A 15799-nucleotide genomic window follows, 5' to 3' on the forward strand; every position below is an offset into this window, starting at 1 on the left:
TGCAGCACGAGCGGAGAACCACGGAGGGACTACATGCGCCAGGCTCTCAACGAGCGGCAGCAGGCGGTGCTCGACTGGGTGGGCCGGGGGTGCCCCAACGGATTCTGGACGGACAGCACTTACAAGACCAGCGCCCAGGCCCTACAGAGTCGAGGGCTCATCAAAATCACCAAGCGTCGCGGGCATTGGAACGCCCAGCTCGCCGACAAAGGGCGGCAGCATCTCACCGCCCGGGACAACTGTCCGGTGGAGCAGAGCGCTGAACCACCTGAGCTTGACTCTGTCGGGGATCTTGGTGGTGGAGGTCAGGTGCCGAGGGTTCGCCAGGACTTCGGCCGGGGGATGTGGTGCTGGTCGAGGTAGGTCTGGAAGGCGGTCGGCGGTCTGGGTGTGCGGGTTTCCTCGGTGGCCGGTCGGCCGCTGAGCCGTTCGATGTTCACGGCGATGGCGGTGAGCACGTGCTGCAGGTGGGCTTTCGGCTGGCCTCGGTAGCGGCAGCGGCGCATGCCGTGTCCGTGGGCGAACTCGTTGATGGTGCCCTCCACCCCGGAGCGGACCGCGTAGCGGGCCTTCCACTCGGGTGTCTGCTGTTCGGCGCGGACGCGCAGTTGCAGCTCGCGGAGCTCTCGCGGAGGAAAGCCCACGTTCCTGGCACTGGCGTTGGTGCATCGGGGGCGGTCCGAACACGGCTGGCACTGGCTCCGGGTGAACCGCGCCACGATCAGGGGTGCGCCGGCGAGCACGGAGGTCGGGTAGGGGCCGTGCCAGCCGGTGCTGACCTGGCCGTTGGGGCAGGTGACCTGTTGTCGGTCGAAGTCGATATGGAAGTCGTCCCGGTCGAAGCCCTCGTTCCGGCGGTGCTGGCGGGTTGGGTTGGCCGTCAGCGGCCCGCTGACGGTGACCTGGTGTTCGCGGGCGGCTCGTTCCAGGTGGACCAGCGAGGTGTAGCCGCCGTCGACCAGGTGCTCGGCGGGCAGCAGTCCGCGACGCGCCAGACGGCTGTGGAGGCCGGGCAGAACCTGGGCGTCGCTGGTGGCGGCCGAGGTGGTGGCCACGTCCGTGATCACGTTGACGCTGCCGGGCGCGCAGGTCTCGGTGAGGTGGGCGGCGAACCCCTTCCAGCGGATGATGTGCCCGTGCCGGACGTAACGGGCCGTGGTGTCGTAGGGAGAGACGACTGCCGCCGCCGAAGGCGGGAGCCCGCCGTCCTCGGCGGTGCGCCAGCGCAGGCGGTAGGCCGCGTCGCGGTAGTAGTTCTGCACGACGATTCGTCGCAGGGCCTCGGCCTGCGGGCCGGGCCCGTAGCCCGGTCCTTGCCGGTGCAGGCGCTCCAGCAGCCGGCAGGCGTCGTCACCGGCGGCCAGGATCCGCGTCTTGGGGCGGGTGGGGTTTTTGCCCAGTCGGACCGGGCGGCCGTAGCGGCGCCCCCAGTCCTCGTCCACCAGGCCGGCCAGCAGGTGCGAAGCGGTGCGGGCCACTTCTTCCAGCGCGGCACGGACTGCCTCGGTGACCAGTTCCAGCCGGGTCAGGTCGCGGACCGCGGCCAGCACGTGGGTCGAGTCGGTGCGCTGGGTGGTGCGCTCACGCACGAGCCCGGCGTCCTTGAGTCGAACGAGCGCGAGGTCCAGGAGTCGGTCGGCACGGTCGCCCTCGGCGAGGCGCTCTCGGAAGTCGGACAGCACGCTGTGGTGGAAGCCGGGATCATCGAGCTCCAGCGCGAGGGCGTGTGAAGTAGGCCGCCGACGAGGTGCCTCTGGCTGGGGTCCTTTTCCGACGGCCCCTTCCCGAACCGGGCGTGCGGCTTGTCACCGCACCCGGCTCTCCAGTGCCGTTCTTCGTGAGTTGTTGCCCGTGGGACGTCCGGCGTGGATGTCCTCGTGGCAGCGACGGCAGACGACCAGGGTTTTGCGACGGCGCGCGGCCATCGTCCTGGCCCATGTCGAACGCTTGGGCCTCCCCTTGACGGTCAGGTCCTTCAGGTGCCGGATGTGGTGTACTTCCACATCCGTCCGCGAACCGCAGAGCTCGCAGACATCGGCGAGGAGCCGTTGCAGCAGCTCCGTCCGGTCACCGTTCCAGACCCTTCGGGGCTGGTCGTCGAGGCGAGAGACCTTGGTCCTTCGCTTCAGTGAGATCCCACCCCACTCGGCTACCAACGGCGGTCGCCCGTCGCCGCGTTCGACGGTGACCCGCAGCCCCTTGCGGGGGCCGAGGTCGGTCTGGAGCACGGCGCGGTAGCGGCGGTAGACCTTCGGGACGCTGGTGCGGTGTTTCTGCGCCAGCGTCTTGGTCAGCGACACTTCCATGGCGTACTTCAGCCGTCGGAAGCGGTGGCGGTTGAACGCCAGTTGGTAGTACTCCGCGATGCCACGGAACTCGGCCTGGTACTGGGCGACAATGGAAAAGTCGCTGTCGACCATGCGTCCGGCGATCCTGGCCGGTCGGCCGTGGTGGAGGTAGGGCCTGCACTTGGCGTGGACGACGTCAGCCGGCACCTTCAGCCCGATCTGCCCGTTGATGCTGCGGCGACCGCGCCGGTCGTGCTTGCTGTCGCTGTCCAGGACCACTATCTCGTAGCCCAGGAAGCGGGCGGCCTGCGTCCGTCCGTGGGTGATCAAGGTCTTGGTCTCGGACAGTTCCAGCTTGAGCTCGTCATGCAGGAACCGGCCGACCTCCTCCTTGATCTGCTCTGCTTCCTGCCTTGGGCCGGTCAGGCCCAGCACCCAGTCGTCGGCATAACGGATATATCGCAGGCGCCGGAAGCCGGGGTCATTCACGTCTTTGGAGGGCATGCGCTGCATCTGCTTGCGCAACTGCCGTACCTCCTCGACGCGGTGGTTCCGCCGGGCTGTCTCGATCGCGTGCGCAATCCGTGCGTATGCCGGGTTCTCGGCACGTCGGGCTCCCCGGTTGTAGGCGGGCAGCAGTTTCGCCTCGATGTACTTGTCCAACCGGTCCAGGTAGATATTGGACAGGATCGGCGAGATCACGCCGCCTTGCGGCGAACCGCTCAACGTCGCGTGATAGCGCCACTGTTCCAGATATCCGGCCTGGAGTAGTCCGTCGACCAACCGCAGGAAGCGGTTGTCATGGATCTTCTCGGCCAGGATCGACCGCAGGACCTGGTGGTCGAGCCGGTCGAAGCACTGGGCGATGTCTCCCTCGACGAACCATGTGGCTCCTCGCCACCCGGCATAGATCTCCTGCAGGGCGGTGTGGCAGCCCCGGCCGGGCCGGAATCCGTGGGAGTGATCGGAGAACTGCGGCTCGTAATACGCCTCAAGCAACAGACGCATCACCTCTTGCAACAGCTTGTCCGACCAGGTTGGCAGACCTAAACCGCGCCGACGCTTCGTCGCTCCCTTCTTCTCGATGTAGACGCGGCGTGCCGGGGACCAGCGATAACGCTCAGATCGGAGCGCGTCGATGATCGCCTGAATCTTTGCCAGGCACATGCCGTCCACGGTTTCGGCAGTACTGCCCGGTGTCATCGCTCCATGGTTGCGATAGATCCGCCCGTAGGCGACCAAGTACAACTCCGGGTTGAACAGACATCGGTAGAGGCGTTCCAGCGGCAGCCTCTTCCTGCCGCGCTCACGAATGATCTCCAGGAGGGCTTCGGCGCTCTGCATTACGCATACCTCACCATCACCGTCGATCTGCTGACACCTGTGCCCCTTGGCCCTGCGGACGGCTTTCCCGTCCTCCTTGGTGGGGCGTGACTCCCACGACTACTACGGGCACTCCGTCGCCATAGGGCTCGCGCCCCGTAGGCGATCCCGCATTCCCCTTGCGCTGGACGTATCGAGCGTGACGTAGGCGGCCTGTCCGTCCCCTTGAGCGGGCTCGCTGCCCGCTGTCCACCGGCCGGAAGGGTTGAGGCGGCTCAAATAGGACCGCCCGATACCGGTGGCTGCGACTACAGGCATCGTGTCGCAGGACGTACGACTTGCGTCCCTGGAGACTCGGCTTCAAGCAGTATGGCCTTCGCCGTATCACGCGGGCCTCGCACAGCAGGGTCTTCGATGCCTTCGCAACCCTCCATGCTTTCCCGTCATGCTGTGGTCCCCTCGCGCTTTCGCGTCCAGGTCAGACGGGCAGCCCCGAGGCCACCTCCTTCCGAACCTCGGCTCCCTGCGGGAGCGATCCAGCGCCGAGTGAAACGGCGCACATGTGAAGTCGATGCGGCAGCGCACCGCTTCGGCGGCCTGCCGGTCTGACAAGCCGAGCAGGAACTGCAGCACACAGACGGTGGCCAATTGGGCAGGTGAGAGGCTCGGCCGACCATCGCGTGGGTACCAGTCGGCGAAGTCTTCGTCGTTCCACAGCCCATCGAGGCGGTCACGTACCCATATCGCCGTCGTACCGCCCGGGTTGCTTGCTCGCGCGATCTGCGCGGTCAGAGACGGTACTTGCTCACCAGGACGGGGGCGGAGGGACAACGTGCACCTCGACAACTGCATCGGCCTTCGGAACAGCCCGAGCATGCCCACTGATCACGCTGCCACACCGGAAAACTCCAAGATCCCCGACAGAGCCAAGCTGAGAGGCCCGGCCGCAATCGGACACCAGCAGCACGTCCCAGAACTGTGCCGCAGGCCCGTACGAACTACGCGGACCAACTCCTCGAAGAACTGGCCGCGAACGATGGCTGTCTCGTCAAGCCCCTCGAATCCGGCCCGCACGCAGTGAATTGGGCGTCACGGGTCAGCGCCGCCCGCAAGTCCGGCAAGATCCCTCACACACAGGAGGTCTACGGATACCGAACCCACCGCGGCTACGAAATCAAACTCGTCGACATCCCCGCCTGGCGCCTCGCCGAACTCACCCCGCTCCCCGTTCCGGCCAGACTCACCAAACCCCACTCCATCGTGGCCGCCCTTCAAAAGCTGCCACAGCCCATGGGCCTGACCAAACCCGTCCAAGGCCGGGCCTTGCGCATCATCCAGGCCCTCATCACCGCCACCGAAACACAAGGCCACAAGGCAGCGCTCGGAACCACCCAGGGCGCTCCCCCACCCCATCGGCGCCGCAAAGCGCCACCCCACTTCACCGTCACCGCCCAAGGCGAAAGCGTCGGATTCCTCGTCCTCCAGGAACAGGACCGCAGCGAACACGTCCCCACCGACAAGGAACTCACCGACGCCAAGAAGTACTCATGGATGCGCATCGCCCGCTTCGACTACACGCACTCAAACCGCCTGCGTTTCATACTCCGTGGCGGCAACCCGCACCGCGCCAGCGAATGGGCCGACCTCCCCGACCGGCCATTGGAAGACCAACTCGCCGAAATCGTGCAAGAAGTCGACCTCCGCGGCGAAGCCGCCGAACGAAAACGTCTTGCAGACCAGCAAGCCCGCGAGGAGCAGCAGCGGAACTGGGAAACCGCCATGGACAAAGCCCGCGCCGCGTACGAGCACGCCTATCGAGTCAAACACCTCGGAGAACAGGCAGACGCCTGGCACCAGACCAAGCGGCTGACCGAATACGTCACCGCCGTGCGCGACCAAGCCACATCACTGCCGTCTGGGCAGGAAAAGACCGAGATCGAGGCGTGGCTCGCCTTCGCGGATGCCCGCCTCCAACACCTCACCGAGTCCGCCGAAACGCCGAAGCTGCCCTCCCCGCCGAAGCCCAGCGGCGACGACCTCAAGCCTTTCCTCGGCCACTGGAGCCCTTACGGACCCCGCTCCTACTGAGCCCCAAACCCAGCTATAAACGACAGCTCTTTACCAAGAGATAGCAAAGAAGGAACCCCGACAGACCCCACCCGACGCACCGTCACCTGCGCGAACGGCTGCCTGGCGGGCCATCAGAACGTGCGTCAAACGTGCGTCAGGAGGGCCTCACATGCGTCGAATATGCGTCAAGATATCGCCCGTAACGCCCACAACGCACATAATGCACACCACCTAAACCTGCAGGTCAGATGCCCTTTTCGGCAGGCTCAAGGATCGCGACGCATTCAACATGATGGGTCATCGGGAAAAGATCGAACGCCCGAAGCGTCCGCACCTTGTACCCGCCCTCCCGGAAATACCCCAGATCCCGAGCCAGCGCCGCCGGGTCGCAGGCCACATAGGCGATGCGGCGGGCGCCCAGGCCAGCGAGGTACTTGACCGTCTGCTTGCCCGCGCCCGCTCGGGGCGGGTCGAGGACGATCAGGTCGGCCTCGGTGATCTTCGTGCGGGGCAGGACCTGCTCGACCTTGCCCTGTTCGACCCGGACGCGGGGGAAGTCGGCCAGGTTGTGGCGGGCGTCCTCCACCGCGCGCTTGCCCGACTCGATGCCCAGGACGGCGCCGGTCTCGCCGAGGCGCTCGGCGAGGGCGCCCGCGAAGATGCCCACGCCGCAGTACAGGTCGAGCGCCATCTCGCCCTTGCGCGGCATCAGGCCCTGCATCACGGCCTTGACCAGGGTGTCCGCGGCCTGCGGGTGGACCTGCCAGAAGCCGCCCATGCCCACGCGGTAGGTGCGCTCGTCGGCGCGCTCGCGGACGAACGCCCGGCCGTGGACGCGGTGGACGCCGCCGTCCTTCTCCTCCACCCGCAGGACCGAGACCGGCTTGTCGAGCTCGACCAGCGGGAGGCGGCCGCCCGCGCGCGGGGTCAGGACCACCTGGCGGTCGTGCGAGCCCGTCGCGGCGATCGCCTCGACCGACTCCATCTGCGGCCACTCGCGCTTCTCGATGCCCAGCTCGCTGACGCCGGGCGCCGCGATCATGCAGTGGTCGATCACCTGGACGTCGTGCGAGCGGTGCTTGCGCAGGCCGGCCCGGCCGTCCTCGTCGATGGCGTACTGGACGCGGGTGCGCCACGCCGGGACCTGGCCCGCGGGGAGCTTGTCGCCCTCGGCGGGCATGACCGTGCCGTCCCAGCCGGCCTCCTCGGGCGTCAGCCCGGCGAGCCGCTGCAGCTGCTCGGCGATGACCTCGCCCTTGAGGCGGCGCTGCGCGCCCGGCTTCGCGTGCTGCCAGTCGCAGCCGCCGCACTTGCCCGGGCCCGCGAACACGCACGGCGCCTCGACCCGGTCCTTGGACGCGGACAGGACCTCGACCGCGTCGGCCCGCAGATAGCGGGAGTCCTCCTCGCCCTCCGTCACACGGGCCACGACCCGCTCGCCCGGCAGCGCGTGCCGCACGAACAGCACCCGGCCCTGCTCCGTGCGGGCGATGCAGTGGCCGCCGTGCGCGACGGGACCGACCTCGACCTCGTACTCCTCCCCGACCAGCGAGGACGAGGACGAAGACGAGGACTCAGGCTCGTTCTGCATGACGGAGGACTCCAGGTGCCAAGGGGAAGGGGGGCCGCCGTCCTCGTACGGACGGCAGCCCCCCAGTCTACGTGCGCGCGCCGACGACGCCGACCGCGCCGACCGCTGAGCGTTGCCGCTCAGCCCTTGCCGCTCGGCTCCTTCGGGCGCTGCGGTGCCACCGGGCCCCGCCGCACCGAACCCGGCGCGTTCCACTCCTGCCGCTTGCGGGCCCGCTTCTTGGCGGCCTCCGAGGACTGGAGCTGGTAAGGGACGGACGTCACCATCACGCCCGGCGTGAAGAGCAGGCGGCCCTTCAGGCGCAGTGCGCTCTGGTTGTGCAGCAGGTGCTCGTACCAGTGGCCCACCACGTACTCGGGGATGTAGACGCTCACCGCGTCGCGCGGGCTCTCGCGCCGCAGGCCCTTGACGTACTCGATGACCGGGCGGGTGATCTCGCGGTACGGCGAGTCGATGATCTTCAGCGGTACGTCGATGCCGCGCCGCTCCCACTCGTCCTTGAGCGCCTTGGTCTCGGCCGCGTCCACGCTGACGCTGATCGCCTCCAGCTGGTTGGCGTGCAGCAGCTTGGCGTAGGCGAGGGCGCGCAGGGTCGGCTTGTGGAGCTTGGAGACCAGGACCACGGAGTGGACGCGGGAGGGGCGGACGTACTCGTCCGGGCGCTCCTCGGCCGCCGCGATCTCGTCGGCCACCTTGTCGTAGTGCTTGCGGATCGCGGTCATCGTTCCGTAGAAGATCACCATGCCCATCAGGGCGACCCAGGCGCCGTGGGTGAACTTGGTGGCGAGGACGACGACCAGGACGAGCCCGGTGAAGAAGGCGCCGAACGCGTTGATCGCGCGGGAGCGGACCATGTGGCGGCGCTTGGCCGGGTCCTGCTCACCGGCCAGGTGCCGGTTCCAGTGCCGGACCATGCCGGTCTGGCTGAGGGTGAACGAGACGAAGACGCCGACGATGTAGAGCTGGATCAGCCGGGTCGAGTCCGCGCCGTATATCACCACGAGCAGGATCGCGGCCCCGGCGAGCAGCACGATGCCGTTGGAGAACGCCAGGCGGTCGCCGCGGGTGTGCAGCTGGCGCGGCAGGTAGCGGTCCTGGGCGAGGATCGAGCCGAGCAGCGGGAAGCCGTTGTACGCGGTGTTCGCGGCCAGGAACAGGACCAGCGCGGTGGCCGCCGCCAGGATGATGAAGAAGATGCTGCCCTTGCCGAAGACGGCCTCCGCGACCTGGGAGATCACCGGGTTCTGGACGTAGCCGTCGCCGACCGGGACGCCGTTGCTGAGCAGGTCGGTGCCGGGCTTCTCGGCCATCCGCACCTTGGTGGCCATGGCCAGCGCGATGATGCCGCAGAACATGGTGACCGCGAGGCCGCCCATCAGGGCGAGGGTGGTCGCCGCGTTCTTCGACTTGGGCTTGCGGAAGGCCGGGACGCCGTTGCTGATCGCCTCGACGCCGGTGAGCGCGGCACAGCCGGAGGAGAAGGCGCGCAGCAGCAGGAAGACGAGCGCGAAGCCCGCCAGGCCCTGGTGCTCGGCGTGGATCGTGTAGTCGGCCGTCGGGGCCTTCATCGTGTCGTCGAGGACCATGCCCTTGAAGGCGCCCCACGCGATCATGACGAAGACGCCGCCCACGAAGACGTACGTGGGGATGGCGAAGAGCTTGCCCGACTCCTTCACGCCGCGCAGGTTCATCAGCGTGAGCAGCACGATGACGACGACCGCGCAGAGCACCTTGTGCTCGACGACGAACGGGACGGCCGAGCCGAGGTTCTCGATGCCGGAGGCGATCGAGACGGCCACGGTCAGGACGTAGTCGACGAGGAGCGCGCTGGCGACGGTGAGTCCGGCCTTGGGCCCCAGGTTGGTGGTGGCGACCTCGTAGTCGCCGCCGCCGCTGGGGTAGGCGTGCACGTTCTGCCGGTACGAGGCGACCACGGTGAACATCAGCACCACGACCGCGACCGCGATCCAGGGGCTGAAGTGGTACGCCGACACACCCGCCACGGAGAGCACCAGGAGGACTTCTCCGGGCGCGTACGCAACGGACGAGAGCGGGTCGGACGCGAAGACGGGGAGCGCGATGCGCTTGGGGAGGAGCGTTTCTCCCAGCTTGTCGCTGCGCAGCGCCCGGCCGATCAGGATCCGTTTGGGCACGTCGGTCAGTTTGGACACAACAGAGAAGCGTAAGGGCTTCATACGGATGCGGCCCACCGCCCCCGCCATTCCGTCAGCAAGTGGTAAAAGCCCAGATGGCCGCAGTGGAGTGAACGCCTTGTCGTTTTCGCGCGTCTCAGCCTGCGCGACGGGTGTGCGGCGGGGCGTCGTCCGGTGGGAGGCTCACCGACTGCGCCCGCGGAAGTACCGACGCTGGTGAGTGCATCCCGCCGCGAGCCGCATAAGCTCGTCACCGGGCAACGCCGACAAGGAAGTATGTGAGGGGACGTGCACATCGTCATCATGGGCTGCGGGCGAGTGGGAGCCGCTCTCGCGCAGACCTTGGAGCAGCAGGGGCACACGGTCGCCGTCGTCGACCAGGACCCCACGGCCTTCCGCAGGCTCGGTTCGGGGTTCAGCGGGCGCCGGGTCACCGGCGTCGGCTTCGACCAGGACACCTTGCGTGAAGCGGGGATCGAGGAGGCCGGCGCGTTCGCGGCGGTCTCCAGCGGCGACAACTCCAACATCATCGCGGCCCGGGTGGCCCGCGAGATGTTCGGGATCGAGAACGTCGCGGCCCGCATCTACGACCCGCGCCGCGCCGAGGTGTACCAGCGGCTCGGCATCCCGACGGTCGCCACGGTCCGCTGGACCGCCGACCAGATGCTGCGGCGGCTGCTGCCGTCCGGCGCGGAGCCGCTGTGGAGCGACCCGAGCGGCGCGCTGCAGCTGGCGGAGGTGCACACCTCCACGGCCTGGATCGGCCACAAGATCAGCAAGCTGCAGGAGGAGACGGGCGTGCGCGTCGCGTTCCTCACCCGGCTGGGCGAAGCGGTGCTGCCGAGCTCCCAGACGGTCCTGCAGGAAGGCGACCTCGTCCACGTGATGATGCGTACGGACGAGGTCGAGAAGGTCGAGGCGGCCTTCGCCCAGGGTCCCGAGGAGGGCGGTCACTGATGCGCGTCGCGATTGCCGGGGCCGGCGCGGTGGGTCGTTCCATCGCGGGCGAGCTCCTGGAGAACGGTCACGAGGTGCTCCTCGTGGACAAGGCGCCCACCGCCATCTCGGTGGAGCGGGTGCCGCAGGCGGAGTGGCTGCTCGCCGACGCCTGCGAGATCACCTCGCTGGACGAGGCGGCGCTGCAGCGCTGCAACGTGGTCATCGCGGCCACCGGCGACGACAAGGTGAACCTGGTCGTCTCGCTGCTCGCGAAGACCGAGTACGGCGTGCCGCGCGTGGTCGCCCGGGTCAACAACCCGAAGAACGAGTGGCTGTTCAACGAGTCGTGGGGCGTGGACGTGGCCGTCTCGACCCCGCGGCTGATGTCGGCGCTGGTCGAGGAGGCGGTGAGCGTCGGCGACCTGGTACGGCTGCTGCGCTTCAGCCACGGCGACGCCAACCTGGTCGAGCTGACGCTGCCGCCGGAGTCGGCGCTGGCGGGCACCCAGGTCGGGGACGTGGCCTGGCCCGAGGACACCTCGCTGGTCACGATCATCCGGGGCACCCGGGTGCTTACTCCGCAGGCGGAGGAGACGCTGGAGGCGGGGGACGAGCTGCTGTTCGTTGCCGCCCAGGCCCGCGAGGAGCAGTTGGAGGATCTGCTGTCCGTGCGGCGGGACGACACCGCGAGCTGACGCTCCCTCACACCAATGGAAGGGGCCGGGAGTACGTTGCGTACTCCCGGCCCCTTCCATTGGTGATCGTGTCACTGCGGACCGTCTGTGGCTGGTCGCGCAGTTCCCCGCGCCCCTATTGGGCCGCTTCCGCGGCCTTTTCCTCCGCTTCCATCTCCGCGAACACGTCGATCGGCGGCGGGGCCTTGGCCAGGAAGATCCAGGTCAGCCAGACCGCCAGGAGGAACGGCGGGATCTTCAGGGCGATCAGCACCCAGCCGAGCTGGGAGGTGTTGGCCCACCAGTAGAGCGGGAAGAGGATCGCGCACTTGGCGAGCAGGATCAGGCCCCAGGCCCAACTCGCCTTCGCGTACGCCTTCTTGCGGCCGGGGTTCCTGGTGCGCCAGGACAGGTTCTCCTTGAAGACCGGGCCCAGCATCAGCCCGATCAGCGGGACCCCGAAGAGCGTCGTCACCAGGTACGAGACGGCCAGGCCCAGGGTGTAGAGCATGCCCGGCAGGTAGAAGTCCTTCGCGTTACCCGTCATCATCGCGAAGACCACGCCGAAGGCCACGCCGAAGACGCCGCTGAAGGCGTGCTTGACGGTGTCCTTGCGGATCAGCCGGACCACGACGAGCAGCAGCGAGACCGCGACGGCGGCGATCGCCGAGCTGTGCAGGTCCTTGTTGACCGTGAAGATCGTGACGAAGAGGAGGCCGGGCAGGCACGTCTCCACCATGCCCCGGATCCCGCCGAACGCCTCGAAGAGCGCGGCTTCGGTGACGGCTTTGGCGTCGGCGTCCGGTGCGGTGCGCGCGTGCTTGGCGGCGGTCGTGGTGGTGGTCGGCTTGTCGACTGACGTCACCGGCTACTCCTGTCCGAGCGGTCGGAGTTCGTATTTGGGGTTGAACAGCACCCGCCGGCCGTGGCTCATCGAGATCCGGCCCGAGGCGATCAGCTTGCGGCCCGGCTCTATGCCCACGATCGAGCGCCGTCCCAGCCACACCACGTCCAGCGGGGCGGTCCCGTCGAAGAGCTCGGCTTCCAGCGCCGGGACGCCCGCCCTCGGGCGCAGGGTGACCGTCCGCAAGGTACCAGTCACCTTGACTATCTGGCGGTCGTCGCAGTCGGAGATGCGGGTGCACCCCGTGGCCTGCGTGTCCTCCTGCAGTTCCGCGGAGTGCAGCTCCTCCTGCGAGGTGGACAGCCGGTCGAGCATCCGGCGGAAGCGCCCCGCGGGCTTCTCGGTTCGAAGGTCAGCACTCATACAGAAAGCGTACCGGCCCCCACCGACACGGGAGGTGTCCGCGGTCACCCCGTCACGAGCCCGCTCACACCCCGCTCACACCCCGCTCACCGCGCGGACACAGCGCGCTCACCGCTCGAAGCGATACCCCATGCCCGGCTCCGTGATGAAGTGGCGCGGATGCGAGGGGTCCAGTTCCAGCTTGCGGCGCAGCTGGGCCATGTAGACGCGCAGGTAGTTCGTCTCCGTCCCGTAGGAGGGGCCCCAGACCTCCTGGAGGAGCTGCTTCTGGCTGACCAGCCGGCCGGTGTTGCGGACCAGCACCTCCAGGAGGTGCCACTCGGTGGGCGTGAGGCGTACGTCCCGGCCCTCCCGGTTGACCTTCTTCGCGGCCAGGTCGACCGTGAAGCCGTCGGTCTCCACCGTCACCACGTCGTCCGCGCCCTCGCCGCCGACCGGCTCGGCGCGGCGGACGGCCGCCCGCAGCCGGGCGAGCAGCTCGTCCATGCCGAACGGCTTGGTGACGTAGTCGTCGGCGCCCGCGTCCAGCGCCTCGACCTTCTCGTCGGAGGTGTGGCGGGCGGAGAGCACCAGGATCGGCACCCGGGTCCAGCCGCGCAGCCCCTTGATCACCTCGACGCCGTCCATGTCGGGCAGACCGAGGTCCAGGACGACCACGTCGGGGTGGCGGGCGGCCGCGAGCTGGAGGGCGGTCGCCCCGTCGGGGGCCGCGTCCACCTCGTACTTCCTCGCCTTGAGGTTGATCACGAGGGCGCGGACGATCTGTGGCTCGTCGTCCACCACGAGCACCCGGGTCATGCGGATCCTGCTTTCTGCCGTGGGCCGAGGGTCACGAGGTGACCTGGGCGGAGAGGTCGGCGACGACCGGGCCGGGGCCGGGCACCGCCCTGAGGGTGAGCACCATGGTCATGCCGCCGCCGGGGGTGTCCTCGGCGGTGAGGGTGCCGCCCATCGACTCGACGAATCCCCGGGCGACCGCGAGCCCCAGTCCCACTCCGGCGCCGCGCGGAGCGTCACCGTACCGCTGGAAGGGCTCGAAGATCCGTTCCTTGCTGTCGTCGGGGACGCCGGGGCCGCGGTCGGCCACCCGGACCTCCACGCGGTCGCCGAGCGCGCTGGCGGCCACCAGGACGGGCGTGGCGTCGGGGCTGTACTTGACGGCGTTCTCGACGATGTTGGCGACGGCCCGCTCCAGGAGCCCGGAGTCGACGGCGACCATCGGCAGGCTCTCGGGGATGTCCAGCTCGACGCTGTCCTCGGGGACGCCGCCGAGCGCCATCGGGACCACCTCGTCGAGGTCGATCTCGCGGATGATCGGCCTGACGGTGCCGGTGTTGAGGCGGGACATGTCGAGCAGGTTGCCGACGAGGTGGTCGAGCCGGTCGGCGCCGTCCTCGATGCCCGCCAGGAGCTCGGCCTCGTCGTCCTCGGACCATTGGACGTCGTCGGAGCGGAGCGAGGTGACGGCGGCCTTGATGGACGCCAGCGGGGTGCGCAGGTCGTGGCTGACGGCGGCGAGCAGCGCGGTGCGGATGCGGTTGCCCTCGGCGAGCTTGCGGGACTCCTCGGCCTCGTCGACCAGGCGCTGGCGGTCGAGGACGACGGCGGCCTGGGCGGCGAAGGCGCCGAGCACCCTGCGGTCCTCGGCGGGCAGCACCCGGCCGCTCAGCGCCAGCGCCATGTGGTCGCCGACCGGCATGTCGACGTCGGCGTCCTCGGGGCGGGCCACGGGGTGCGGGCCGACGCTGCCCGCGCAGGTCCACGGCTCGACGTCGCCGGCCCGCTCCAGGAGGGCCACGGACTCCATGGCGAAGGTCTCGCGGACCCGCTCCAGGAGCGCGTCGAGCGTGGTCTCGCCGCGCAGCACGCTGCCGGCCAGGAACGAGAGGATCTCGGACTCGGCGCGCAGCCGGGCCGCCTGGTGGGTGCGGCGGGCCGCGAGGTCGACCACGGAGGCCACCGAGACCGCCACCAGGAAGAAGATCGCGATGGCGAGGATGTTCTTGGGGTCCGCGATGGTGATCTCGTGGACGGGCGGGGTGAAGTAGTAGTTCAGCAGGAACGAGCCGAACGCGGCGGAGGCCAGCGCCGGCATCAGTCCGCCGAGCAGGGCCGCGGCGACCGTGAGCGTCAGGAAGAGCAGCATGTCGTTGGCGAGCCCGAGGTCCGCGTCGACGTTGGTCAGCAGCAGCGTGAGCAGCGCCGGTCCCGCCATGCCCGCGAGCCAGCCCCAGATGCTCCGGGCCCGCCCGAGCCGGGCGCCGCGCGCCACCGGGAGGCCGCGCCCCTTGGCGACCTCCTCGTGGGTGACGATGTGCACGTCCAGGTCGGGCCCGGACTCGCGGGCCACGGTGGCGCCGACGCCCGGCCCGAAGACGTACTGCCAGGCCTTGCGGCGGCTGGAGCCGAGGACGATCTGGGTGGCGTTGACGCCCCGGGCGAACTCCAGGAGGGAGACGGGCACGTCGTCGCCTATGACGTGGTGAAACGATCCGCCGAGGTCCTCGACCAGGGTGCGCTGGACGGCCAGCTCCTTGGGCGAGGCGGAGGTCAGCCCGTCGCTGCGGGCCACGTACACCGCGAGGATCTCGCTGCCGGAGCCCTTGGCGGCCATCCGGGCCGCGCGCCGGATCAGGGTGCGGCCCTCGGGCCCGCCGGTCAGACCGACGACGATCCGCTCCCGGGCCTGCCAGGTGGAGCGGATGTTGTGCTCGCCCCGGTACTGCTGGAGGTACTCGTCGACCCGGTCGGCGACCCACAGCAGCGCGAGCTCGCGCAGCGCGGTCAGATTGCCGGGGCGGAAGTAGTTGGACAGGGCCGCGTCGACCTTGTCGGACTTGTAGATGTTGCCGTGCGCCATCCGGCGGCGCAGCGCCTGGGGCGACATGTCGACGAGCTCGATCTGGTTCGCCCGCCGCACCACCTCGTCGGGCACCGTCTCGCGCTGGCGCACGCCGGTTATCGACTCGACGACGTCGCCCAGCGACTCCAGGTGCTGGATGTTGACGGTCGAGACCACGTCGATGCCCGCCTGGAGCAGCTCCTCGACGTCCTGCCAGCGCTTGGTGTTGCGCGAGCCGGGCACATTGGTGTGGGCGAGCTCGTCCACCAGGGCGACTGCGGGACCGCGCTCCAGGACCGCGTCGACGTCCATCTCGGTGAAGGTGGAGCCGCGGTACTCGATCGTGCGGCGCTGGATCTGCTCCAGGCCGTGCAGCATCACCTCGGTGCGCGGGCGCCCGTGGTGCTCCACGAACGCCACCACGCAGTCGGTGCCGCGCTCCACGCGCCGGTGGCCCTCGGACAGCATCGCGTACGTCTTGCCGACGCCCGGTGCCGAACCGAGGTATATCCGAAGCTTGCCGCGTGCCATGGCCCCATTGTCTTTCAGAGAACTGCTGCGTACTTCAGAGAACTGCCGCGTACGCGCTGCCGACCTTACGGCCCCCGATTCCGGCAAATCGGACCGGGGGTGCGGCTGAGCTGCCGTATTG

Annotated in this window: 12 protein-coding genes; 4 read left to right on the top strand and 8 right to left on the bottom strand. The window is 69.0% G+C overall.

Features of this window, described 5'->3' with window-relative positions; genetic code table 11:
• Window positions 1-305: 305 nt before the first annotated feature.
• Complete coding sequence (locus QIY60_RS03225) at window positions 306-1589, bottom strand: transposase (RefSeq protein ID WP_283141038.1); 1284 nt, start codon at window positions 1587-1589, stop codon at window positions 306-308.
• Here QIY60_RS03225 and QIY60_RS03230 point away from each other — a divergent pair.
• Window positions 1551-1730 carry a hypothetical protein gene (locus QIY60_RS03230; RefSeq protein WP_283141039.1) on the top strand — a complete coding sequence of 60 codons (180 nt, stop codon included), beginning with the start codon at window positions 1551-1553 and terminating at the stop codon, window positions 1728-1730. The two genes, QIY60_RS03225 and QIY60_RS03230, sit on opposite strands and share 39 nt — an antisense overlap.
• Before the next feature lie 75 nt (window positions 1731-1805).
• Here QIY60_RS03230 and QIY60_RS03235 read toward each other — a convergent pair whose 3' ends face one another.
• Window positions 1806-3632, bottom strand: a complete 1827-nt coding sequence (locus QIY60_RS03235) for a reverse transcriptase/maturase family protein (RefSeq protein WP_283141040.1) — start codon at window positions 3630-3632, stop codon at window positions 1806-1808.
• Window positions 3633-4589: 957 nt separating this feature from the next.
• Between QIY60_RS03235 and QIY60_RS03240 the strand changes: the two genes are divergently transcribed.
• Complete coding sequence (locus QIY60_RS03240) at window positions 4590-5699, top strand: hypothetical protein (RefSeq protein WP_283141041.1); 1110 nt, start codon at window positions 4590-4592, stop codon at window positions 5697-5699.
• 226 nt (window positions 5700-5925) lie between these two features.
• On the opposite strand, the gene QIY60_RS03245 is transcribed toward QIY60_RS03240, so the two are convergent.
• Together QIY60_RS03245 and QIY60_RS03250 are read right to left on the bottom strand one after the other, a co-directional pair.
• On the bottom strand, window positions 5926-7272 hold the full coding sequence (locus QIY60_RS03245) for a TRAM domain-containing protein (RefSeq protein ID WP_283141042.1): 1347 nt from the start codon (window positions 7270-7272) through the stop codon (window positions 5926-5928).
• Window positions 7273-7391: 119 nt separating this feature from the next.
• Entirely contained in the window at window positions 7392-9443 is a 2052-nt protein-coding gene (locus QIY60_RS03250; protein ID WP_283141043.1) for an APC family permease, read from the bottom strand.
• 270 nt (window positions 9444-9713) lie between these two features.
• On the opposite strand from QIY60_RS03250, the gene QIY60_RS03255 reads away from it, so the two are divergent.
• Both QIY60_RS03255 and QIY60_RS03260 read left to right on the top strand, forming a co-directional pair.
• The gene (locus tag QIY60_RS03255) at window positions 9714-10382 is read left to right on the top strand and encodes a TrkA family potassium uptake protein (RefSeq protein WP_283141044.1); all 669 of its coding nucleotides are present in this window, start codon (window positions 9714-9716) and stop codon (window positions 10380-10382) included.
• Window positions 10382-11059 (top strand): TrkA family potassium uptake protein, encoded by a 678-nt coding sequence (locus QIY60_RS03260; protein WP_283141045.1) that lies wholly within the window; start codon window positions 10382-10384, stop codon window positions 11057-11059. Before QIY60_RS03255 ends, QIY60_RS03260 begins: the two co-directional genes overlap by 1 nt.
• 115 nt (window positions 11060-11174) lie before the next feature.
• Here the strand turns inward: QIY60_RS03260 and QIY60_RS03265 are convergent, their stop codons facing one another.
• The 4 genes from QIY60_RS03265 to QIY60_RS03280 form a co-directional block, all read right to left on the bottom strand.
• Complete coding sequence (locus QIY60_RS03265; RefSeq protein ID WP_283141046.1) at window positions 11175-11903, bottom strand: DUF3159 domain-containing protein; 729 nt, start codon at window positions 11901-11903, stop codon at window positions 11175-11177.
• A gap of 3 nt (window positions 11904-11906) precedes the next feature.
• The gene (locus QIY60_RS03270; protein ID WP_079126363.1) at window positions 11907-12305 is read right to left on the bottom strand and encodes an OB-fold nucleic acid binding domain-containing protein; all 399 of its coding nucleotides are present in this window, start codon (window positions 12303-12305) and stop codon (window positions 11907-11909) included.
• Window positions 12306-12413: 108 nt separating this feature from the next.
• Window positions 12414-13103, bottom strand: coding sequence for a response regulator (locus tag QIY60_RS03275; RefSeq protein WP_190091525.1), 690 nt, complete (start codon window positions 13101-13103; stop codon window positions 12414-12416).
• 31 nt (window positions 13104-13134) lie between these two features.
• Complete coding sequence (locus tag QIY60_RS03280) at window positions 13135-15678, bottom strand: sensor histidine kinase KdpD (RefSeq protein WP_283141047.1); 2544 nt, start codon at window positions 15676-15678, stop codon at window positions 13135-13137.
• Between the last annotated feature and the right edge of the window lie 121 nt (window positions 15679-15799).

The organism is Streptomyces sp. BPTC-684, from assembly GCF_030028635.1.
Lineage (GTDB): Bacteria > Actinomycetota > Actinomycetes > Streptomycetales > Streptomycetaceae > Streptomyces > Streptomyces noboritoensis.